The organism is Phocaeicola plebeius DSM 17135 (genome assembly GCF_000187895.1).
GTDB classification, from domain to species: Bacteria; Bacteroidota; Bacteroidia; order Bacteroidales; family Bacteroidaceae; genus Phocaeicola; species Phocaeicola plebeius.
The window spans coordinates 24,390-48,598 of sequence record NZ_DS990125.1 but is presented as its reverse complement, the minus strand read 5'-3'; the positions used below and the strand labels follow the sequence as shown (position 1 = coordinate 48,598).

Below are 24,209 nucleotides of genomic sequence, written 5' to 3'. Positions count from 1 at the left end.
ATCGCTTCAATATTAGAAAGTTAAGTTTAAACCAAATGTAAACGAACGAATAGATGGATATTTATCACGTGCATCAATACCTGCATAAGTAGGATACCAGTTTGACAACTCCGGATCCAATCCAGAATAACCGGTTATACAGAACAGATTGTCACCAGACAAATAAGCACGTACTCCCTTAATATATTTATTACTCTTCTTTATCGGGAAGGTATACCCAATAGTAAGATTAGTCAGCTTCAGGAAGTCACCATCTTCCAGATAATAACTAACAAAAGTCTGTGCTTGTGAAGATGACAATGTATATTGTCCGCCGTAAGGAGCATCCTCTACTGACTTCAAACGGTTATAAGCAATCGAGTTGTTTTCGTAATATGCTCTCGGTTCATTTAAAATCTTGAAACCTAACTGACTAGTAAACTGCATGCTTAAATCCCAGTTCTTATATGTAAAGGTGTTATTCCATCCCAGATAGAATTTTGGCAGTCCATTACCTAAATATTGCTTGTAAGCATCATCTGTGGCGTATGCTGTTGTGAACTCAACAACCTCTCCATCAGGTTTTTCAATTAAGAACAAACCATTTTCAGATACACCAACAGATTTCAATCCCCAGAATTCTCCGAGTGGCCGTCCTTCTTCCATACGGTGTGTAGTAGTACTAATAGGCTCTCCCAAACCACCAACATTCATATAAGATTCTGTTTCATACAATTCATTAGACAAACTCAACAGTTTACTTTCATTATGTGATAAAGTAACAACCGTTTTCCATTCAAAATCTTTAGTACGTACAGGCACTGCATTAACCGCAATTTCAAAACCTCTATTACGTACAGAACCGCCATTAGCAAAAGTTGTATTATACAAGTTGGGAGGAGTAGGCACACTATACCAGAACAGCAAATCTGTTGTTTTCTTGTTGTATACATCAATAGAACCACCCAAACGGTCATCCAACACACTCCAGTCCAAACCCACATTAAATTCTGTTGATTTTTCCCATTTCAAGTCCGGGTTAGGATTTGAAGCTACAGAAAGCCCAGGCAACCACTCACCGGAAGCGTTATCATAGTAATAAGAGCTTCCATAATTATATGTTGTTAAAGACATATAGGAACTACTCGGAATTACACCGGTGATACCGAAACCAGCACGCAGTTTCAAGTTATTCAACCAAGTAAGACCTTCCATGAATTCTTCATTGCTGATGGTCCAACCTAAAGAAGCAGAAGGGAATGTACCCCATTTATTGTCTGCTCCAAATTTAGAAGACCCTTCCCGGCGCACACTTACCAGCAGATTATAACGGTTATCATACGCATAACTTACACGAGCAAAGAAACCAATCAAAGTATTATCTTCCGCACTACTACCCATTCCTGCTTTTCCATCCTTCAATGCCTGACCAATACCCAGGTTATACCACTGATAAAAATCTGTAGGGAAATTATAGTTGTTGGCATAGTTTTGCTCATACTTGTAATACTGATAACTATAGCCCACCATAGCATTCATACGATGCTTGCCCACATTCAAATCATATTTAGAAGTAATTTCCAGATTATTCTGATAACTTTCACTGTTTGTATGATAAGCATATCCCGTCCATTCGCTCAACTTGTTACCATAATAATCGGACGTATTATATCCTTTATCGTGAGCTCCAAAACGGCTGGTTGCAAGCATCAAGTTAGTCTGCCAACCTTTTATAGGTTCAAATGTAATATTACCGGTAGCACGAGTTTCTTCGTATGTATAATTACCCAGACGTTCCTCCAACATTCCTACAGGATTGTAATAATAACTAACATTAAAGTCTTCATTATATGTACCATCCTCATTATAAATTGGAGCTGTCGGGTTACGCGCGATTGCCTGACGATAAATATTTGACTGGTCTGTAGCTGTAGCATTGGTTGCACTGTTTTTATGCCATTTTTTGACCATATTCAAATTTACCTTCAACATATCGTTGAACATCCAGTGAGAAACATCAAAACGCATGCGTATATCTTCTGCGTACGTATTCATAATCACACCGTCTTCTTTACGATAAGTAAAATCTGCAGAATAGGTGGTTTGTTTAGTACCTCCTGTAATGTTAAAGTTATGATTGTGGGTAAAACCGGTACGGCTGATGGCATCCAACCAATCGGTATCATACCCTTTGTCTGTAAAGTTTGTTTTTCCGGCACGTACATCTTCTGCTGTCATAAAGTCCAGTTTCTTGCCAAACTGAGAAGCAGAAACATAGCCAGAATAAGAAGCTGTAGTGTGTGCTTCACGTCTACCTGTCTTTGTAGTAATCAAAATCACACCATTCGCACCACGGGTACCATAGATAGCTGCTGCAGAAGCATCCTTCAATACATCAATAGATTCAATGTTTTCAGGAGCGACTGTACTCAAATCACCTTCTACTCCATCTATCAGAATCAAAGGAGTTGTACTACCGTTTACAGAGATGACACCACGCAAACGAATTGAAGAGGTAGCATTCGGATCTCCTGAACCTTTTGCAATACTCAAACCAGCCACCTTACCTTTAATCAAATCGGCAGCATCGCCTACCTTACCCACTGTAAAGTCTTCTGCTTTTACAGAAGCAATCGCACTGGTCACATCGCCTTTACGCTGCGTACCGTAACCGATTACGACTACTTCATCCATCACTTCTGTATCTTCTTTCAAGGTAATGACAGCCCCCGCCTTCAACTGACTGACAGGTATTTCCTGACTCTTATAACCAATGTAACTAACCTGAAGTATCGCTTTCGCAGAAACATTCAGACTAAATTTTCCATCAAAATCGGTAATCGTACCATTGGTGGTACCTTTTTCCATCACATTCGCCCCAATAATGGACTCACCTTTTGAATCAACCACCTTACCAGAGATAGCCTTTTGCTGCAAGACAGTCTCCACAACCGGTGCTCCAACAGATTCCGCATAGGTTGCCATAGGTAGACAACCTGCAGAAAGCACTACACATGCCGACACTTTTACAAATGCACGACTAAACAACATGCGATTTAACTGTGTATTCATTTCGTTTGTATTTAAGGGTTAATAAATTACTCTACTTTCCATTCTATAATACCTCCTGACGCTCCTTTCTGAAGCTGTGCCGAGATTTTCAATCCGGTAGTCTGAACCGGCTTGAAATTAACTACGTTGTATTTGTCTTTTTCTACTCCATATTTATCACTTGTTTCTACTTCTTTCCAACTGTTTCCAGACTTGTAATACAGTGTCCAACTTTGCGGTACACGGAAATCACCGTCGTAATGATCAAAATCCAGCCAGTAAACTTCCACTTTCGATACGGTGTAAGGCTTGTCAAACTCGTAGGCCAGAGACTCCACCGTACCATTCTTCAACCACCAGTAGAAATAGGGCTTAGAAGTATCAGAAGAACGTTTCGGCTCCCACTGGTCGTTCACACCCCACGCGTAAGACATCACAGCAGCTGACTCAGGCGCATCTTTCTGGATTGCAGCCTGAATGGTGAATGTCTGTGCCTTCGAAGCAATGGTCGGCTCGGGAGTTGGAGTTGCATATTCTTTTGATTCCGGAATCCAAACTTCCATCTGGTCAGCTCCGCGGTTGTTCCATGTAGAATAAGGGATAGCCTTGAATGCGACATCTTTTACTGTACCGTCCTTTTCAACTTCCTTCGCAGTGCCTTTCAATACCATCACCCCATTCAACAGATTAGCATCGTAAGAAGCTTCTATCGGAGTGTCATTCGGAATAAATTTATTGAATACGATGCTGTCAGGCTGATCTTTTCCTTCCAGACAGAACATAATCGGTCCACGTTCCAATGCTACCATTCCTCGGTCTACTTCCACTTTATCGTTAGCTTTGATGCGGCGAACATCCATCGGCATTTCCAATTCAATCACATCACCTGCCTTCCATGTACGTACGATGGTTTCGTAGCCGTCACCTTCTGCTCCACGTGTAGCCGAGCCGTTTACCTTCAATGTATATTTCTTGGCCGCATCGGTATATGCATACAGGTCAGAAGCTACAGGAGCCGCTTTTGTCCATCCCGGGATACGGAGACGGATGGCAAACTTGCCTTCTTTTTCAGGAGTAACCTTGATGGTTACCTTTCCGTTCCACGGATATTCGGTTGTCTGTTCCAATGTTACTTTATTATCTGCGGTCTGCATTTCTGCCTTACCCTGAATATAGAGGTTCACATAAATATCATTCTGCTGAGTAGCATACGCATAGCTTGGCACAGAAGCCATAAAGCGGGTTACATTACCCGGACAGCAGGCACAGCCAAACCAGCGCTGACGTTCATGTTCGCCCATTGATTCCAGCGGATTGTCATAAAAGAATTTGTCACCGCTCAGAGAAACACCTGAAATCACGCCGTTATACAAGGCACGTTCCAACACATCCACATACTTGGAATCACCTGTAGCCAAAAACATACGGTAGTTCCAGTATACATTGGCAATAGCTGCACAAGTTTCACAATAAGCAGTATGATTCTGCAACTCGTAATTCGGTCCGAAACCTTCTCCCTGCGCTCTGGAACCCATACCTCCGGTGATATACAATTTCTTGCTCACTAGGTTATCCCACAAACGGGTCAACGCATGAAAATAAGCCGTATCGTTTGTCAGGGCTGCCACATCAGCTACACCTGAATAAAGGTATCCGGCACGTACCGCATGACCGACAATTTCATCCTGCTGGAGAATAGGTTTATGATCCTGACTATATTCATTCAGTTTATGACCGTCTGTTCCACGTCCGGTTTCTTCTACAAAATAACGGGCCATGTCAAGGTATTTCTTGTCACCCGTTACCTTATATAATTTACATAATGCCATTTCTACGATAGGATGACCTGAGGGTACATGCTTCTGCCCTTCACCCGGTCCAAATACCTTGCAAACCAAGTCGGCATTCTTGATAGCCACATCAAGGAATGTGCGTTTACCCGTAGCCCGATAATGTGCTACGGCAGCTTCATACATGTGGCCGCTGTTGTACAACTCATGACTGTTCAGCTTTTCCCATTTGGAACGTCCCCACCAGCCAGAAAGTCGGTAACACTTGTTTGTCACGCAGGTAGTCAGGTATCCATCCGGCTCCTGAGCTGCTGCAATAATATTGATTACACTATCCAGATAATGATCAAGCTGAGGGTCATACTTCACCGCCAATGAATAAGACGCTCCTTCTATTACCTTATACGGGTCAGTATCATCAAAAGAAAAATCACCACGATGTTCTCCTTTCTTTAATCCGCCTGCAATAGCAAAGTTATCGAAACGTCCATTCTTTTCACATTCCTTAAAAGCGGAAGGAATAGAAACCGTACGGTTTGTTTCAATACGGGGCAACCAAAAGCCATCGTTAATATGCACTTGAGTAAACGGTACTTCCTGAATTGGAGCATCAGGTTGCTGGTAGGCCGGTTTCGTGCAGGAAGTGATTCCCAGCACAGCGACACCACTCATCAATATTAAAAGCTTGTTCTTCATATTATATAAATTGGGTTCTTTATTCATTATTCATTTATCACAAATGTAGAATTTTAAAGACAGGAAGGATATAAATATCATCCATTCCACTACCAAAATAGTCGGTACATTGTACTCACTAAATACAATCTAACACACTTTTATTCAATTAGTTATAGGATTATATTAGATTTTTTTGATATGTTTCAGGACTATTTTATCATTACTTTATTGACAATCGTACCATCAATGCTCCATGAGGTGCAATCTCATATTTCGTATTGTCTTTAGTAGTTCCTATATTCTGATGCTTCCACAAATCACGAATCACATACTCATTTTTACGCATATTCACCTGGTCCGCAAAATAAATGGTTTGTTTATGCCAATCATAATTCAGTTTCCAGACACTCTCTGTACGATTTAAGAAACAAACAGCTAATTCTCCATTTGCCAAAGGTTTTGCCCAAATTTCCTTTTCGCCCATATCCATAAATCTACGAGCCTGCTGCCCCAACTTATCTTGATTTACAGCAATCACTTCTTTATTAGTCAATATTTCTTTAGTTTCAGTATCCATTTTTCGCAAATCATTACCAGCCATCAAGGGAGTAGCCAGCATGCACCACATAGAAAAATGAGTCATATATTCATCCCGAGTCATACCACCATTTCCTATTTCCAACATTTCAGCATCATTCCAGTGCCCCGGTCCAGCATACGGATATAAGTCAGCCATAATATCGATAATATCCAACACGCCGACACCTCCCCAATCAAACTTACACTGATAACAATCCCGAATATCAGGAGTAACACGCCACATATGTCCGATTCCTTTTCCCCACTTCCAGGGCTGATTTTCTCCCCATTCACAAATACTAAACACAATGGGACGACCACTTAACTTAATGGCATCACTCATTGTCTGATAAGCGGCCCTAGCATTCTGACCTTCATTGGAACACCAGTCATATTTCAAATAGTCTACCCCCCAAGCAGCATATTGCCGGGCATCCTGAAACTGGTATCCCCGACTTCCCGGACGTCCCTGACAAGTATAGGACCCCGCACACGAATAAATTCCAAGTTTCAATCCTTTGCTATGTATATAATCAGCCAAAGCCTTTATCCCATTCGGGAAACGTACAGGATCAGGGATAATGTTTCCCAAAGAATCTCTTCCTACCTGCCAACAGTCGTCAATCACAATATACTCATACCCGGCATCTTTCATTCCTGATTCCACCATTGCATCGGCCATTTCCTTCATCAAACTTTCACTTACATCACAACCAAATTTATTCCAGCTATTCCATCCCATAGGTGGTGTTTGTGCCAAAGAGTTAAATACAGAATCAGGAAGAGCCTTAGCTTCTCCAAAAAACATCTGGGCATGTATATTACATCCGCATAATAGCGCCAGCCCAAATAGAGTTTCTCTCAGTTTCATATACATTCAAGGTTTTAAGTTATACTATATTTCTGACAAGAAACAAAAGTACGGTTAACCTCCTCAAACAAGCAGAACAATTGTATATTATGATAGAAAAATAGTCTAACCCACCTTTCTTATTTCACACACATCTTTCTATTTTTTATGTTTTTCACAACGGAGCCCTACGTTTTCCTAATCAAAACCCTACGTTTCTCGCAGCAGAAACATAGGGTTTCCTTATGAGAAACGTAAAATACTAATGAATCTTTTCCAAAAATGAAAGGTAAACTTACTCAAATTCCCTCTTACCTGCCCTACCTACAAGAAGAATGTTATGAATTAGATTTTTAAATTATTTTTCTATACTATTTTATACGTTTTATTCGTATGTTTTAATCATCTTTGTAAGAATTAAAAAAGAAAACGATACATATGAAAGCCCTTTACTGCCTAATAATTTGCTTATCAATCCACTTGGGTGGATATTCTATATTACCTGTACAATTTCATTTTCGCCATTACAATATTGAAAACGGAATCTCAGCAAACAATATCTCAGCTTTACTTCAAGACCAAAAAGGATATATCTGGATAGGAACAGAAAATGGATTAAGCCGATTTGATGGAAACCAATTTACCTTCTATCAAAAAACAAATCCACTTTATTCCAATTTTTATGCAAATTCAATCAACACCATTTGTGAAACCAGTTCTAATGAATTATGGTTAGGAACAGAAAATGGAATATTTATTTACAATCAGGTTAAAGATACATTTACTCCATTTACCAAACAAACAAATGACAAAACCTCAATCACTTCCTGGGTCACACATATTATCCAAGATAAGGTAGGAAATATTTGGATTGCCACGCACAAACAAGGCATCTTTTTATATAATACACAAACCAACAAACTCACACAATTTGAGGTACCACAAAATGATAATATTGTAATCCGTATACTTAATGACAAGCAAAATAGCATATGGATATCAGGCCCTTATCAACTTTGCAAACTAAATAAAGTAAACAATACATTTGAAACTTATACTATTGAAGGAGAAACAAAAGGTGTCTACTCTATGGCACTATGGGAAGACAGTTCACACTATATTTGGATGGGAACCTGGGATAAGGGCCTTTGGAAACTCGACCCACAAACAAAGCAAGTAAAAAAATACCTAGTAGGAGAAAATGGAAAAAGTATATTGCATATCCATTCTCTCCTTGAGTATTCTCCAGAACTTCTGTTTATAGGTTCAGACGATGGACTGACAATATTTAATCCAGTCACTAACGAAAGCTTTCTCTATGATAACTATGGAGAAAATGAAAAATCATTATCCGATAAATTTATCTATCCAATGTTAAAAGACCAAGAAGGAGGTGTATGGATTGGTACTTATTACAATGGAGTAAATTACCTCCCCCCCTACTGTGGACAATTCAACGGCTATTCCGAATCCAGCGACATTCCTTACTTCAACAGCCGGATTATCAGCCGTTTTTGTGAGGGAGAAAATGGAAATATCTGGATTGCATCAGATGATTCAGGACTAAGCTGTTTCAATCCTTCCACAATGCAATTTTTAGATTTTAGCGGAAGAGAAAAGTTGAATAAACATAACTTACACGCACTCTGCATGGTAGGCAAGGATTTATGGATAGGTACATACGGAGACGGAATACAAATCCTAAATACGCAAACCGGAGGAATAAGGAACTATAGCACTTCAAACGGACTAGATGAAAATAGCATCTACTCTATTTTTAAAGACAGTCAAGGACAAATCTGGACAGGCTCAATGAATGGAATTTGTCAATACAATGCACAAAAACAACATTTTACTCCTATCAGACATTTAGAGGCACTCGTTATTGAAATTATAGAGGATATCAAAGGCAATCTTTGGATTGCCACTCTTGGGGAAGGGATATTTCGCTATTCTCCACAGAAAAACAAGGAATGGAAAAAATATGGGCCAAAGCAAGGTCTGAACGGAGTCAACATCAATCATCTTTGTATCAATCAAGAAAATAAATTATGGGCGGCAACTAACGAAGGATTATATCTATACAACCCTCTTAAAGATATATTCGAATACCAACCTCTTAAAATACCCAACGAGTGTATCAATGCCATTTTGGAAGGAGAAGACTGCCTGTGGCTTACCACTGCCAAAGGACTGGTGAAATATACTCCGGCTACACAAGAAACTCAGATTTTCACCAAAAGCGATGGGCTGCAAAGTGAAGCATTCATCATGGCTTCCGCATTAAAAACACGTAATGGTGAATTTTATATCGGAAGTATCAACGGTTTCAACACCTTCTATCCTCATCAATTGAAACTCAATACACAAAAGCCCAATGTAGTACTAACCAGTCTGGAGATTTTCAATAAAAAAATTGAGACACAAAAAGACGGTATATTACCGGAAACAATTGACCACCTGAAAGAAATCCACCTGTCACATGCTGATAATGTCATTACACTGAATTATGCGGCATTAAGCTATTGCACTCCACAGAAAAATCAATATGCCTACATGCTGGAAGGATTTGACAAAGGCTGGAACTATGTAGGTTCACAGCACAGCACTACCTATACCAACCTTCCGGCAGGTACGTATACCTTTAGAGTGAAAGCTTCAAACAATGACAATATATGGAACGAAGAAGGTACTTCCATCCGTATCATTGTACATCCGCCCTTCTATCTGTCTCTACCTTTCAAGATTGGCTATGTGCTGCTGTTCCTACTTGCTTTAGGACTTTTGCTACGCTACGTCATACGACGCAGTGAAAAGAAGCATGCCAAAGCCATTGACGAACTGAACAGTAAAAAGGAAATAGAAATCCACGAAGCTAAAATTAATTTCTTTACCATGATTGCACACGAGATACGTACACCGGTATCACTCATCATCGGACCGTTGGAAAAAATCATGCAATCAACCCATATTCCTATTAACGAACGTCAGGAACTGGAGATTATCGACCGTAACAGCCAACGATTGCTGTATCTGGTAAATCAGTTACTGGATTTCCGGAAAGTGGAACAAAAAGAAATACGAATGAAGTTCACTTCACAGTCCATCAAAGAGCTGATGCAGGCCGTGTGTGAACGTTTCTCACCAACACTTCAACAAAATGGAGTTAGCTTCTCCGTTACTTATCCTGATGAACATTTCCACGCGGATGTAGATAAAGAAGCACTTACCAAGGTGCTAAGCAACCTGTTGACCAACGCCAACAAATATACACAAAGCATGATTGAGGTCCGCTTTCAAGAACATCCCGAAAGACAGACCTTTTCCATCGAAGTAAAAGACAATGGAAAAGGAATGAACGAAGAGGAACTGAAAAAAATTTTCAAACCTTTCTATCAGGCTTCTGAGAACAAACCGGGAACCGGTATCGGACTCAGTATCGTAAAGGGAATAGTAGAAGCACACCATGGTCAGGTCAACGTGACCTCTCAGCCGGGAAAGGGTTCTTCGTTCATTATTACTCTTCCCAGAAAACAAGAAAATCTAGTGACAGAAGAGGAAGAAAATCAAGCGACCAATCCGATTCCAGAGGATATTATACCTGAACAGAATGACACAGCTGCCACATCACAAAAAGTACTTCCCATCATGCTGATTGTGGATGATAATGAAGACATGCTGAACTTCCTCTCTTCTCACTTCCAAACCAGCTATACCATTGTGACAGCAGTAGATGGAGTGGATGCGCTCAACAAGCTAAAGGAACAGGAAGTGGCCCTGATTATCAGTGACTGGATGATGCCGAACATGAATGGAATTGATTTGTGTAAAGCGGTACGAAACAACCAACTGACCAGTCACATTCCGTTTATCCTGCTTACGGCAAAGACCGATACAGAAGCCAAGATTACAAGTATGAATTGTGGTGCAGATGCCTATATCGAGAAACCGTTCTCATTACAATACCTGGAAGCATGCATAAAGAATTTGTTAGAACTGCGTTTGCAGTTACGACAAAAATTCTCACAAATGCCGACGGTTTCCATCAATTCCATTGCGGCCAACCAGAACGATAAGGTATTTTTGGAGAAGATGAATCACCTGATTGAAGAGAATCTGAACAACGAAGAACTGTCGGTCGACTTCTTAGCTGAAAAACTGTGTATCAGCCGTTCCGGATTGTTTGTGAAAATCAAGGGACTGGCCAATACAACGCCGAATGAAATGATTCAGATTATCCGACTGAAGAAAGCGGCTTCCCTCTTGCTGGAAAAACAGTACCGTATTAATGAGGTAAGCTACATGGTGGGATTCAATAATCCGTCTTATTTCAGCAAATGTTTCCAGAAACAATTCGGAATGAAACCGGGAGAGTATATAGCCAGTCATGCACATAAAGCAGAATGAAAATTTTGTGTATCTTTGCGTCACAAAGATTTGATTAAACCATGAAGTGTATAGAAATCACCCCACCGGCTGACATACAGACTTGTATTCAGTTACCTTCTTCTAAAAGTATCTGCAACAGGGCACTTATCATCAATGCACTGGCGGCCAGTACATGCCGTCCGGAAAATCTGTCGGACTGCGATGATACGCGCGTGATGATAGAAGCATTGACACACATGCCGGAAACGATTGACATCATGGCTGCAGGTACGGCCATGCGTTTTCTGACTGCTTATTTGTCCGTAACTCCCGGCACACATATACTGACAGGAACCGAACGGATGAGACAACGCCCTATCAAGATTTTAGTGGATGCTCTGACGAGTCTGGGGGCACAGATTGAATACACGGAAAATGAAGGTTATCCCCCGTTAAAGATTACGGGAAAGGCTTTGGAAGGACATTCACTCTGCCTTCCGGGAAATGTCAGTTCGCAATATATCTCGGCCTTGCTGATGATAGGACCGATGCTGGCACACGGATTGAATCTGGAACTGGAAGGAGAAATCATTTCACGCCCTTATATCAACCTGACCCTGAAAGTGATGAAAGATTTTGGGGCAAAAGCTGAATGGACATCCGACCATACCTTGCAGGTGGCTCCACACCCTTACCATCCTATTCCTTACTACGTGGAAAGTGACTGGAGTGCGGCTTCCTACTGGTATGAAATCGTGGCGTTATCCAAGCATGAAGCCGTCGTAACGCTTCCCGGACTGTTTGCACAGAGTCCGCAGGGGGATGCCAAAGTGGCTGAGTTGTTTGAGCAGTTGGGTGTCTGCACGCAAAGAGAAGGAAACAGCGTGACACTAAAGAAAACACATCCGCATACCGACCGGATGGAATATAATTTCGTAAATCAACCTGACCTGGCACAAACCTTCGTAGTGACTTGCGCCATGTTGGGAATACCATTCCGTTTCTCTGGACTACAAAGCCTGAAAATCAAGGAAACCGACCGAATGGCTGCCTTAATTGCCGAAATGCGTAAATTAGGTTATGTGCTGGAAGAAAGTGAAGGTTCTGTACTTTCATGGACCGGTACCCGATGTACTCCAGATGAATCACCTGCCATCGACACGTATGAGGATCATCGCATGGCCATGGCTTTCGCACCGGCTGCTCTTTGTAATAGTACATTGCGCATCCGCAATCCGCATGTCGTATCTAAATCTTATCCCCGGTTCTGGAATGATTTACTGACGGCTGGTTTTCATATCACCCAACTTTAATCTGATTCATTATGTGGATTCTTGTCATTATTTTAATTGGAGTAGTTATTTTCGGATTAATAGCCGGATTCTTCTATAACCGCTCTATCCAGAAGAAAATAGAACGGGGAGAACTGAAAGAAGCTCCCGAAATAAAAACCGTGGACGAAGAATGCTGCGGACAGCATCAAATCTGTGAAAAAGAGAGCCTGCTGGCAGCTGTCAGCAAACAAATAGAATATTACGACGATGAGGAACTGGACCGCTTCAAGGGACATCCGTCGGATAATTACACGGAAGAGGAAATCAATGAGTTTCGGGAAATTATGTACACCATGAAGGAGGAAGAGGTAGCCGGATGGTGCCGCAGCCTGCAACTCCGCGGAATAGAAATCCCTGACGAACTGAAAGATGAACTGTTCCTGATTGTCGGAGAACGTCGTTTTCACTAAGCTACGATTCATCAATGAATGTATTAGAACTATTTCATTATACTTTTTTCCAACATGCCCTGCTGGGAAGTCTGTTTGCCAGCATTGCCTGTGGAATTATAGGCACGTATATCGTCACCCGCCGACTGGTGTTTATCAGTGGAGGAATTACGCATGCCTCTTTCGGAGGAATCGGTATCGGCTTGTATGCAGGTATCTCACCGATTTTAAGTGCAGCCATATTCTCTGTGTTGTCAGCTTTCGGTGTGGAATGGCTCAGCAAGCGCAGTGACATGCGTGAGGATTCTGCCATTGCGGTGTTCTGGACGTTCGGTATGGCAGTAGGTATCATCTTCAGCTTCTTGGCTCCCGGATTCACGCCCGACCTGTCGTCATTCCTGTTCGGCAATATTCTGACTATCAACCGGAGTGACATTACACTGCTGGCTATCTTGAGCGTAGCACTTATTCTATTCTTTACGTTGTTTCTAAGGCCTATCACAGCCATTGCTTTTGACCGGGAATTTGCCCGTTCACAGCGTATTCCTGTGGCTGCTTTCGAATATACACTCATGGCTTTCATCGCCCTGACCATCGTAGCTTGCTTACGTATGGTAGGTATTGTACTGGCTATTTCTCTGCTCACGCTTCCGCAGATGACGGCCAATCTCTTTACCTATAGTTTTAAGCGTATTATCTGGCTGTCGGTCGGCATTGGTTACGTGGGCTGTTTAGGAGGTCTGTTACTTTCCTACCAGCTTCGGGTGCCTTCGGGGGCAGCAATCATATTTATCTCAATTTTAATTTACGTGGGAGCCAAGTTGATTTGCATGCTACGCAAAAAAGCGGCTCATTAAGAATATCGGAATCAAATTAAAATCACAGTATTATGGAAATAAAAATCAACTCACTGGACAATATCCATGAAGCTGCCAAAGAATTCATCGCAGCGATGGGAGACAATACGGTCTTTGCCTTTTATGGTAAAATGGGAGCCGGAAAGACTACATTCATCAAGGCCGTATGTGAAGAATTGGGCGTAACGGATGTCATCAACTCACCGACATTTGCCATTGTCAACGAATACCGCTCAGATGAAAACGGAGAACTGATTTACCACTTTGACTTCTACCGTATCAAAAAGCTGGAAGAAGTGTATGACATGGGATATGAAGATTATTTCTACAGTGGCGCTCTCTGCTTTATTGAATGGCCGGAACTGATTGAGGAACTGCTTCCGGGCAATGCAGTAAACGTGTACATTGAAGAAAAAGAAGACGGTACACGCACAGTCCGTTTCGACGAGAATAACGCATAAAAATGGGAATACACTATTTTATACAAGGGCTATTTGTCCTGGTTGGACTTTTGTCTGTACTGGCGGCCATCTGCAACTGGAACTGGTTTTTCACGGCACAGAACACACAGTTCATCGTGAGAAACGTAGGACGGAAACAGACACGCTGGTTTTATGCCCTAATTGGCATACTGATGATGGGAACGGGAATCTTTTTCTTCCTGTCCATTCAGGGTACGGTGTAAAAACAAACAGAGTTTTCAACAGCTTGTTAATAACTTTCTCCGGTTATTAACAGGCTGTTTTATTTTTCCACATCTCAGAAATCAAGGGAAAGCTGACCGTCGCCCAGCAAATTAAAGCTCATACGGTGATAGGGAGTCGTACCGTAGGCAGCAATGGCAGCCCGGTGTTTTTTAGTGGGATAACCTTTGTTACCCTTCCAGTCGTACATGGGATATTCCTCATGCAGACGGTTCATGTAATCATCACGGTAGGTCTTTGCCAAGATGGAAGCAGCAGCTATGGAAAGATACTTCCCGTCTCCTTTCACTATAGTGGTATGCGGAATTCCCGGATAAGGATTGAATCGGTTCCCGTCAATCAGCAGATGCTGAGGAGTAACCTTCAACTGAGATACGGCTCTGTGCATGGCCAGAAAGGAAGCATTCAAAATATTAATCTTATCTATTTCCTCGGGTGTCACTACTCCCACAGCCCAGGCCGTAGCTTCTTTCTCGATTACGGTACGCAACTCATAACGCTGTTTCTCCGTCAGTTTCTTGGAATCATTGAGCATTTCATTCTGAAATCCAGGAGGAAGAATGACGGCTGCTGCATAGACGGCTCCCGCCAGACAACCACGACCGGCCTCATCGCAACCGGCTTCTATCAGTTCTTTATGTAAATAGGGTAACAGCATATATGAATCATTCTATTTTTTCGGACTGCAAAGGTAGTGCTTTTTTCAAGTGTGGCCATTTATTTTCAGCAGAAGTTATCCCTGTGTTATTCACCGATTTTCGTATCTTTGTCGCACTAAACAGAAACTTATGGTACAGATTGACGACGTAATAGTAAGCCTGGATGTATTCCGGGAAAAATTTCTATGTGACTTGCACGCCTGCAAAGGAGAATGCTGTATTGAAGGGGATGCAGGTGCACCCGTAGAACTGGAAGAAGTGGAGAAACTGGAGGAAGTGCTGCCCGTAATCTGGGACGATCTGGCTCCGGAAGCTCAGGAGGTAATCAAACGTCAGGGTGTAGTCTACACAGACGAAGAAGGTGATCTGGTTACTTCTATCGTCAACGGAAAAGACTGCGTATTTACCTGCTACGATGAGAAAGGCTATTGTTATTGTGCCATCGAAAAAGCATACCGGGAAGGGAAATGTAACTTCTACAAACCGATTTCCTGCCACCTGTATCCGATACGCATAGGAGATTACGGCCCGTATAAGGCAGTCAACTACCACCGATGGGATGTATGTAAAGCCGCAGTTTTGTTGGGAAAGAAAGAAAACCTGCCGGTTTATAAATTTCTGAAAGAGCCATTGATTCGCAAATTCGGTAACGAATGGTATCAGGAGCTGGAAAATGTAGCCAAGGAACTGGAAGCACAGCATCTGATTTAAAACAATAAGAATCCCGCCATAAGACGCTCTCTCATGAGAGCTCTGTGGCGGGATTTTTCGTATCTTATTTTGCTTTTTCTACACGTACTTTTTTCACCAGACGCAAGGCATAGTCTACGGTTTCTCCAGATTTCACAATTTGAGTATTATAGAAGCAAAAGGTAGAATTAAAGTCATTGCACAAATAGCGGCAATCATACTTATTGAAACGGTCTAATCCGTTTTCCGCCAACATATCACTAAGTTCTACAATCGTATCATCATACTGGTCGCGGAATTCTTTGGCTTCTTCTGTGGTAAAAGTTCTCCAGCCTGATATTCCATCCTCCTCATAAGCTTCAGAAACAGATATGGCCTCTGCTTTTTTCAATAACCATTGTCGGGGAGAAACAAGCGTAGCCAATACCTCATTCGTGGAAAGAGATTCTACCTTCCATACGAAAAAAGGTCCCCAAACAGTTTCTGATTCAGGTAATACTTCGGAAACAATTACGTCGGTATCCTCCTCTGTATCTTGCCCGTCATCTTCGTCCTCGTTGCCTTCCGTACCTTCTCCTCCATCAGGAGCATCCGGCTCTTCCCACTCTCCTTCTTCTGTCATATTCTCAAAGGGGAACTCTTCCGATACCTCCGGTGTCCAGCCGGCTATCTGAGTGTTTCCTTCCAAAGATATTTCCCCATCGCCCGTACTGATAAAACGATAAGGCCTTCCGGCTTCCAACGGATAATTAAAGAAATAGCCATATACCGTTTCCTCGGATGCAGTTTGAATATTCAAAGAAAGATGGGTTTGCAAGCCTTCTGAAGGTAATACATATATTGGTCCGGCTTTCCAAACTCCTTTTACTTTTTCACATGGTATGGAAGCAAACTGTCCGTCATTACTCAACGCACCCTCCAAAGATATTCCGGAACTGACGGGAGAAATACGGGCTTCTACCGAAATTGCCTCATCAGGAACTCCCCCAAAAAATAAATACAAAGCAGCTACTGCATAGGAAAGAGAAACCGATACTTTTACATCATTCTGCAATTTGACCACATTTTTTCCTATTACCAAAGGGGTTTTAGCATAATTCCCTTCAGAAAAAGCTAGAAATTGCTTGGAATTCAAAGCCATCGGAGGAAGATAGTCTCCTGAAGACAAGCCAGATATAACCGAAAACACATACTCCCCTTTTGGCATGGAAAGTGCAGGCCATTCCGGTTGGCTCAAGACTTCCTCCTCCCAAGAAACAGCTCCCTGAGAATCAAAAAAATAAAGATGTAAGGGATACAACGAAGTAAACAGCTGGGCATTGGACAAGGTTACATCAACTCCGTACGGACCAGATGTTTCGGTTTCTTCACTTTCTTCTACCTGATAAGAGCCACATCCTGCCAAAAAGAACAAGCAGGCCAGCATAACAAAAAACGATTGAGTCTGATAGCGCAATTCCATAGTCTTTTTCTTTTGATTAACGCAATCAAACTCAATCGTCTACCTTTACAGCCTAATTATTTGCTGTTAAAAATATTTTTCTAGTTTCTTAATCATCATTCCCAGACAGAAAACTACGACATGATCGTTTTCCTGAATCATCGTATTACCTGTTACCAGAATACCTTCCCCATTACGAATCAATCCACCGATTGTTGCCCCTTTAGGCAACCCTAAATCTTTCACTGGCTGCTTGGTTATCTTTGCCCCTGGCTTGACCGTAAACTCAGCCACATCGGCATTGGCGAAAGTCAGACATTTTACGTTTGAGACATCAGCATCCAACATCATCTGGTAAATATGACTGGCAGCAATAAACTTCTTATTGATTACCGTACCAATATCCAAACTCTCGGCCATACTGATGTAATCCACATTCTCCACTTCGGCCACCGTCTTGGTTACCCCCATTCGCTTAGCTGCCAAGCAAGCCAGAATATTGGTTTCGGAATTACCCGTTAAAGCAACAAAAGCTTCGGTATTTTTTATACCTTCCTCCATCAGCAGCTGAATGTCACGACCGTCCCCGTTAATTACCATTACTCCATCATCTACCAGCTCGGTCAGACGATTGCAACGGGCAATATTGCTCTCAATGATTTTGGCCTTCATGTAATCGGGCATGTATTGCACTGTACGTACGGCTATGCGGCTTCCTCCCATAATCATCACGTTACGGACATCAGCTTCATTTTCTTTTCCAGAAATCTTACGAATATAAGGAATATACTTTTTCGTCGTGGTAAAATAGACAATGTCATTCAACTTTATCACATCATCTCCACGTGGAATGATTGTTTCGTTTCCTCTCTTAATGGCTACAATGTGGAAAGGAATGTTTCTTCCTCCCAGTTCATGTAAAGGAACATTCAGGATTTCTGCCTTTTCGCGCATTTTAGTTCCTAACAAGACCAATGCTCCTCCGGCAAATTCCCACCACTGACGAATCCAGCTCATTTTTACGGCATCCACAATATCGCGGGCCGCCAGCATCTCCGGATAAATCAGCGAATGCACCCCCAGCTTGGCAAAGAACTCTTTATGCTTAGGCAGCAGATATTCATAGTTGTCAATACGAGCCACGGTTTTCTTGGCCCCTAAACTTGTAGCCAGCATACAGGCCGTCATATTGCGACTTTCATCAGGCATAACTCCGATGAACAAATCGGCCCCAGCTACTCCGGCTTCTTTTAATCCATTAATCGAAGTGGGCGAAAGATTGACAGTCATAAGGTCCAGGTTGTTTCCCATAGCACTCAACTTGCTCTCGTCTTCATCCATCAGGATAATATCCTGCTTTTCACCCGACAACAGTTTAGCCAAGTGAGTTCCTACGGCACCTGCACCAGCTATAATAATTTTCATAAATTCATTATCTGTGTAATTGAACTAAATATCCCCTTTTCATCCAGACCGCAAATGGCATACAAATCATTGACTGGTCCGTGTTGTACAAAAGCATCGGGAAGTCCCAATCGCTGCACACACGGTTTGTAACCATGGTCACACAAGAATTCAAGTACAGCACTTCCCATGCCGCCATTGCGTACTCCGTCTTCTATGGTCAGTACTCGCGTAAATTTCTGTCCTACTTCATGCAGCAAATCTTCATCCAACGGTTTCAAGAAACGCAAGTCGTAATGTGCGATGCTACATCCCAGCTCTTTTTCTGCAGAAGCAATAGCTGCTGCAGCTTTATTCCCGATCGGACCAATCGTAATCACCGCCAAGTCATTACCGTCTTTCAATTTACGCCCTTTACCTACTTCTACAGCTTCCAGCGGACACTCCCAATCTGTCAGTACTCCTCGTCCGCGAGGATAACGGATGGCAAAAGGTCCTTTATCGGGCAACTGAGCCGTGTACATCAGCTTTCGCAGCTCATGTTCATCGTACGGAGAAGCAATTGTCAGGTTAGGTATCGGCCGCAAATAAGCCATATCAAAGGCTCCATGATGCGTTGGTCCATCTTCACCCACCAATCCGGCGCGATCCAGACAAAGTACCACATTCAACTTCTGAATAGCTACATCATGAATTATATTATCGTATGCACGCTGCATGAACGAAGAATACACATTACAGAAAGGCAAAAGCCCGTCTTTCGCCATTCCTCCAGAAAAAGTTACAGCATGTCCTTCCGCAATTCCTACGTCAAACACACGATCGGGCATTTCCTTCATCATAATATTCATGGAACATCCGGAAGGCATGGCGGGAGTTACCCCCACAATTTTCTCATTCTTACGGGCTAACTCCAGCAGCGTATTTCCAAATACGTCCTGAAACAACGGCGGCATACCACTTGTATCTGAAACGATACGTTCTCCCGTCTCCTTGTCAAAAATACCGGGTGCATGCCACAAGGTTGCTGCTTCTTCAGCTGGTTTAAAGCCCTTTCCCTTACGGGTATGTATGTGCAACAACTTAGGCCCTTTCATATCCTTTATTTCTTTCAGAACCTTTGTCAAAGCAGTGACATCGTGTCCGTCCACTGGACCGAAATAACGGATATTTAGTCCTTCAAAGATATTCTGTTGCTGCATCAGCATGGACTTCAGGCTATTGTTGAAGCGTATCAGGCTCTTACGCCGTTCATCGTTCAAGATTCCCCAGCGATAAAGTTTTCTCGACAAAGCATTTCTCAAACGGTTATATCCCTCGGAGGTATGCAGATTCAACAAATACTGCTTCATTCCACCCACACTACGGTCGATGGCCATATTGTTATCGTTCAGAATAATCAACAAATTATTAGGAGTAGAAGAAGCGTTGTTCAATCCTTCAAAAGCCAGACCGCCACTCATGGAACCGTCGCCAATAACAGCCACCACATGACGGTTATCTTCTCCTTTCCGCGCGGCTGCCACTGCCATACCCAATGCAGCCGAAATAGAATTCGACGCATGTCCACACGTAAAAGTGTCATACTCACTTTCTGCAGGAGAAGGGAAAGGACAAATACCATTCAACTTACGATTGGTACAGAAACGGTCACGACGGCCAGTCAGAATCTTATGTCCGTATGCCTGATGTCCTACATCCCAAACAATACGGTCGTAAGGAGTCTGGTACACATAATGAAGAGCCACAGTCAACTCTATCACTCCCAAACTGGAACCAAAATGTCCCGGATTACGAGACAATTCATCTATAATCTTATTTCTAAGCTGATTACAGACCTCTGGCAACGCTTCGACAGAAAGTTTCCGTAAATCCTCTGGGCTATCTATCTTATTCAGCAAATCGTATGAAGTCGTCTGTTCCATCCTGTTCCTCATTAACTTTAATCGCACAAAAATAGCATAAATATATATAATGTACTTACATTTGCAGTAAATTTTCTCTTGCCATGGAATTCAGAACCAAAGTTGAACTACCCGCCAAAGGCCCCAAAATTCAGCATACTGACCGGCTGATGATATGGGGTTCCTGTTTTTCCGAACATATCGGAAACTTGCTGGCCGAACATAAATTCAGTTGCGACGTGAACCCTTTCGGGGTTTTATATAACCCCATGTCAATAGCGACTTCCATACAATGCTTGTTAAAAAAAGCCCTCTACAGGGAAAAGGATTTACGTGAGGAGCAAGGAATATGGTACAGCCTGATGCACCACAGTACCTTTTCGTCTCACGAAGCGAAAGATTGTCTACAAAAAATCAATCAGCGCATCGCACAAGGGCATGAGCATCTGAATCAAGCCGACTGGATTATTTTCACATGGGGTTCATCCTTCGTCTATACCTGGAAAGAAAATGGAGAAATTATAGGAAACTGTCATAAGCTTCCTTCCCGGTTATTTGAACGTAAGATGGTCAGTGTCGATGAAATAACTGCCATCTATTTACCTTTATTACAGGAACTGAAAGCAGTACGTCCGAATCTACAATGTCTATTTACTGTCAGCCCGATACGTCACCTCAAAGACGGTTTGCATGGAAACCAGCTCAGTAAGGCGAATTTACTCATCGCAATTGACCAGATTTGTCGTCAGATGGATTTCTGCCACTATTTCCCTTCTTACGAGATTATGATAGATGAGCTGCGTGATTATCGTTTCTATGCTGACGATATGATGCATCCCAGTCCGCTTGCCATTCAATACATCTGGGAATGTTTCTGCAATTGCTATTTTACACCTTCTACTCTCTCCTTCCTGAAAGAATGGAACAAAATACGTCAGGGACTGGCTCACCGTCCTTTTAATCCTGAATCAGAAGCCTACCAAACCTTTTTAAGTCAAATACTGTTAAAGATAGAGGACTTAAAAGAAAAATTACCGTACTTAGATGTTCAAAAGGAAATAAAGTTATGTCAAGCACAATTGAAGAAATAACCGCCATTTTAGGGGCAAAACGTACAGGAACTACCTCCTCTACAATCGACTGGATTCTAACTGACAGCCGGTCATTGTGTTTTCCGGAAGAGACGCTGTTCTTTGCCTTAAAGACAAAACGCAATGACGGACATAAATATATCCCAGATCTTTACCAGAAAGGGGTACGTAATTTCGTAATCAACGAAATACCGGAAGCGGCCTCATCATATACTGATGCAAATTTCCTGATTGTACCCAACCCGCTGAAAAGCTTACAACGTCTGGCATCCAAACACAGAGAACAATTTCAGGTGCCGGTGATTGGTATCACGGGAAGTAATGGAAAGACTGTGGTAAAAGAATGGCTATACCAGATACTAAGTCCAGACCGTACCATCACCCGTTCTCCAAGAAGCTATAACTCACAAATCGGAGTGCCTCTTTCCGTATGGCTGATGAATGAACACACGGAATTGGGAATCTTTGAAGCCGGTATTTCCGAAATGGGTGAGATGGAAGCATTACGTCCTATTATCCAACCCACTATCGGTATTCTGACCAACATAGGAGGAGCACACCAGGAAAACTTCTCTTCCGTACAAGACAAGTGTATGGAAAAACTGCAGTTGTTCAAGGACTGCGACGTGATTGTGTACAACGGTGACAACGAACTTATCACCAGCTGTGTAACCAAATCACTGTTCACAGCCCGTGAAATTGCCTGGTCAACCAAAGACTCCGAACGCCCACTTTTCATTGAGAAAATCCTAAAAGACGATACGGGAACCACCATCAAATACCGCTACTTAGGATTCTTCAAGGAATACCGTATCCCATTCATTGACGATGCATCCATTGAAAACTCACTCAACTGTCTGGCCGTAGCACTTTACCTCATGGTACCCCCTGAAACAATTGCTGAACGCATGCTTCATCTGGAACCCATAGCTATGCGACTGGAAGTAAAAGAGGGTAAGAACGGTTGTACGTTAATTAATGACAGTTATAATTCAGATTTTGCCTCGCTCGACATCGCACTCGATTTTATGATGAGACGCTCGGAAGATAAGAACCGGGAGCGTACACTCATCCTGTCGGACATGCTGGAAAGTGGACAAACAAGCAAACTATTATACAGACAAGTAGCCGACCTGGTACATAGCCGGAAAGTAGACCATATTATCGGAGTCGGCGAAGAAATCTCTGCTGCAGCCAATCGGTTTGAAATACAGAAAGACTTTTTTGCCAATACTTCCGAACTTTTAAATTCCGGTTTGCTGAACCAGTTGCATAACGAAGATATTCTGATAAAAGGGGCACGTGTATTCCACTTCGATGACATTACGGATGCGTTGGAACTGAAGGTACACGAAACCATTTTGGAAATCAACCTAAACGCACTGGTAGACAACCTGAACTACTACCGTAACAAGCTGAAACCGGAGACTAAAATCGTTTGTATGGTAAAAGCCTCAGCTTATGGGGCCGGTTCATTTGAAATTGCCAAGACACTGGAAGACCAGCGAGTAGACTATCTGGCAGTAGCTGTGGCCGATGAAGGAGCCGATTTGCGTAAAGCAGGTATCAACAGTTCCATCATCATCATGAATCCGGAAATCACGGCTTTCAAAACGATGTTTGATTACCGTCTGGAACCAGAAGTATACAGTTTCCATCTATTGGAAGAACTTATCAAAGCTGCGGAACGTGAAGGAGTCAGCAATTTCCCGATTCATATCAAGATTGATACAGGTATGCATCGGTTAGGATTTGCTCCAAGCGAAATCCCGCAACTCGTACAGCGCCTGCAGAAACAGAGTGCGGTCATCCCTCGTTCCGTATTCTCTCACCTAGTAGGCAGTGATGCAGAACGCTTTGATGCCTTCACACGCCATCAGATAGAAACCTTCGAAGCTGCTTCGACCACGCTTCAGGAAGGTTTCAAGCACAAAATTATTCGCCATATCTGTAACACAGCAGGTATTGAGCGTTATCCGGGTGCACAGTTCGACATGGTCCGCCTTGGAATCGGATTATATGGAGTAGATCCGTTTACCAACAAGATGCTGCACAATGTCACTACCCTGAAAACAACTATCCTGCAAATCCACGAGGTACCGGCAGATGAAACTGTAGGCTACAGCCGCAAAGGCGTGCTGACACGTGATTCACGCATTGCAGCCATCCCCATCGGATATGCCGACGGATTAAACCGCCATCTGGGTAACGGACATGCTTACTGTCTGGTGAACGGACAGAAAGCCCCCTACGTAGGAAATATCTGTATGGATGTATGTATGATTGATGTAACGGATATTGATTGTAAGGAAGGTGACAAAGCCATTATCTTCGGCGATGACCTCCCGGTAACAGTACTTTCCGATATACTGGAAACGATTCCGTATGAAATCCTGACCAGCGTGTCAAACCGTGTAAAGAGAGTCTACTACCAAGATTAA

The 24,209-nt window shown here is 42.5% G+C and carries 16 protein-coding genes; 9 read left to right on the top strand and 7 right to left on the bottom strand.

What is annotated here, in order from left to right; genetic code table 11:
* Positions 1–12: 12 nt before the first annotated feature.
* From BACPLE_RS06555 to BACPLE_RS06545, 3 genes are all read right to left on the bottom strand, one after another.
* The gene (locus BACPLE_RS06555) at positions 13–3,051 is read right to left on the bottom strand and encodes a SusC/RagA family TonB-linked outer membrane protein (RefSeq protein ID WP_040312543.1); all 3,039 of its coding nucleotides are present in this window, start codon (positions 3,049–3,051) and stop codon (positions 13–15) included.
* Positions 3,052–3,077: 26 nt separating this feature from the next.
* On the bottom strand, positions 3,078–5,516 hold the full coding sequence (locus BACPLE_RS06550; RefSeq protein WP_040312549.1) for a glycoside hydrolase family 127 protein: 2,439 nt from the start codon (positions 5,514–5,516) through the stop codon (positions 3,078–3,080).
* Positions 5,517–5,718: 202 nt separating this feature from the next.
* Complete coding sequence (locus tag BACPLE_RS06545; RefSeq protein WP_050792070.1) at positions 5,719–6,948, bottom strand: glycoside hydrolase family 27 protein; 1,230 nt, start codon at positions 6,946–6,948, stop codon at positions 5,719–5,721.
* 417 nt (positions 6,949–7,365) lie between these two features.
* On the opposite strand from BACPLE_RS06545, the gene BACPLE_RS06540 reads away from it, so the two are divergent.
* The 6 genes from BACPLE_RS06540 to BACPLE_RS06515 are packed head-to-tail and all read left to right on the top strand — an operon-like array spanning position 7,366 to position 14,560.
* Complete coding sequence (locus BACPLE_RS06540; RefSeq protein ID WP_007560081.1) at positions 7,366–11,334, top strand: hybrid sensor histidine kinase/response regulator transcription factor; 3,969 nt, start codon at positions 7,366–7,368, stop codon at positions 11,332–11,334.
* Positions 11,335–11,375: 41 nt separating this feature from the next.
* Positions 11,376–12,608: a 3-phosphoshikimate 1-carboxyvinyltransferase gene (locus tag BACPLE_RS06535; RefSeq protein WP_007560079.1), complete on the top strand. Its 1,233-nt coding sequence runs from the start codon at positions 11,376–11,378 to the stop codon at positions 12,606–12,608.
* An 11-nt stretch (positions 12,609–12,619) separates the two neighbouring features.
* Positions 12,620–13,039 (top strand): hypothetical protein, encoded by a 420-nt coding sequence (locus BACPLE_RS06530; RefSeq protein ID WP_007560077.1) that lies wholly within the window; start codon positions 12,620–12,622, stop codon positions 13,037–13,039.
* Positions 13,040–13,053: 14 nt separating this feature from the next.
* Positions 13,054–13,875: a metal ABC transporter permease gene (locus BACPLE_RS06525; RefSeq protein ID WP_007560075.1), complete on the top strand. Its 822-nt coding sequence runs from the start codon at positions 13,054–13,056 to the stop codon at positions 13,873–13,875.
* A gap of 32 nt (positions 13,876–13,907) precedes the next feature.
* Positions 13,908–14,336, top strand: a complete 429-nt coding sequence (tsaE, locus tag BACPLE_RS06520) for a tRNA (adenosine(37)-N6)-threonylcarbamoyltransferase complex ATPase subunit type 1 TsaE (RefSeq protein ID WP_007560073.1) — start codon at positions 13,908–13,910, stop codon at positions 14,334–14,336.
* Positions 14,337–14,338: 2 nt separating this feature from the next.
* Complete coding sequence (locus BACPLE_RS06515) at positions 14,339–14,560, top strand: immunity 17 family protein (protein ID WP_007560071.1); 222 nt, start codon at positions 14,339–14,341, stop codon at positions 14,558–14,560.
* Positions 14,561–14,634: 74 nt separating this feature from the next.
* On the opposite strand, the gene BACPLE_RS06510 is transcribed toward BACPLE_RS06515, so the two are convergent.
* A complete protein-coding gene (locus tag BACPLE_RS06510) occupies positions 14,635–15,237 on the bottom strand; it encodes a ribonuclease HII (RefSeq protein WP_007560069.1) in 603 nt (200 codons plus the stop codon).
* 130 nt (positions 15,238–15,367) lie between these two features.
* On the opposite strand from BACPLE_RS06510, the gene BACPLE_RS06505 reads away from it, so the two are divergent.
* A complete protein-coding gene (locus BACPLE_RS06505; RefSeq protein ID WP_007560067.1) occupies positions 15,368–15,949 on the top strand; it encodes a DUF3109 family protein in 582 nt (193 codons plus the stop codon).
* Between the two features lie 64 nt (positions 15,950–16,013).
* Here BACPLE_RS06505 and BACPLE_RS06500 read toward each other — a convergent pair whose 3' ends face one another.
* From BACPLE_RS06500 to dxs, 3 genes are all read right to left on the bottom strand, one after another.
* A complete protein-coding gene (locus BACPLE_RS06500; RefSeq protein WP_007560066.1) occupies positions 16,014–17,390 on the bottom strand; it encodes a FimB/Mfa2 family fimbrial subunit in 1,377 nt (458 codons plus the stop codon).
* 66 nt (positions 17,391–17,456) lie between these two features.
* Positions 17,457–18,794, bottom strand: coding sequence for a Trk system potassium transporter TrkA (gene trkA / locus BACPLE_RS06495; protein ID WP_007560064.1), 1,338 nt, complete (start codon positions 18,792–18,794; stop codon positions 17,457–17,459).
* A complete protein-coding gene (dxs, locus tag BACPLE_RS06490; protein ID WP_040312541.1) occupies positions 18,791–20,698 on the bottom strand; it encodes a 1-deoxy-D-xylulose-5-phosphate synthase in 1,908 nt (635 codons plus the stop codon). The genes trkA and dxs overlap by 4 nt, the downstream gene beginning before the upstream one ends.
* An 83-nt stretch (positions 20,699–20,781) precedes the next feature.
* On the opposite strand from dxs, the gene BACPLE_RS06485 reads away from it, so the two are divergent.
* Together BACPLE_RS06485 and BACPLE_RS06480 are read left to right on the top strand one after the other, a co-directional pair.
* Positions 20,782–21,768, top strand: coding sequence for a GSCFA domain-containing protein (locus tag BACPLE_RS06485; protein ID WP_007560060.1), 987 nt, complete (start codon positions 20,782–20,784; stop codon positions 21,766–21,768).
* Positions 21,744–24,209, top strand: a complete 2,466-nt coding sequence (locus BACPLE_RS06480) for a bifunctional UDP-N-acetylmuramoyl-tripeptide:D-alanyl-D-alanine ligase/alanine racemase (protein ID WP_007560058.1) — start codon at positions 21,744–21,746, stop codon at positions 24,207–24,209. The genes BACPLE_RS06485 and BACPLE_RS06480 overlap by 25 nt, the downstream gene beginning before the upstream one ends.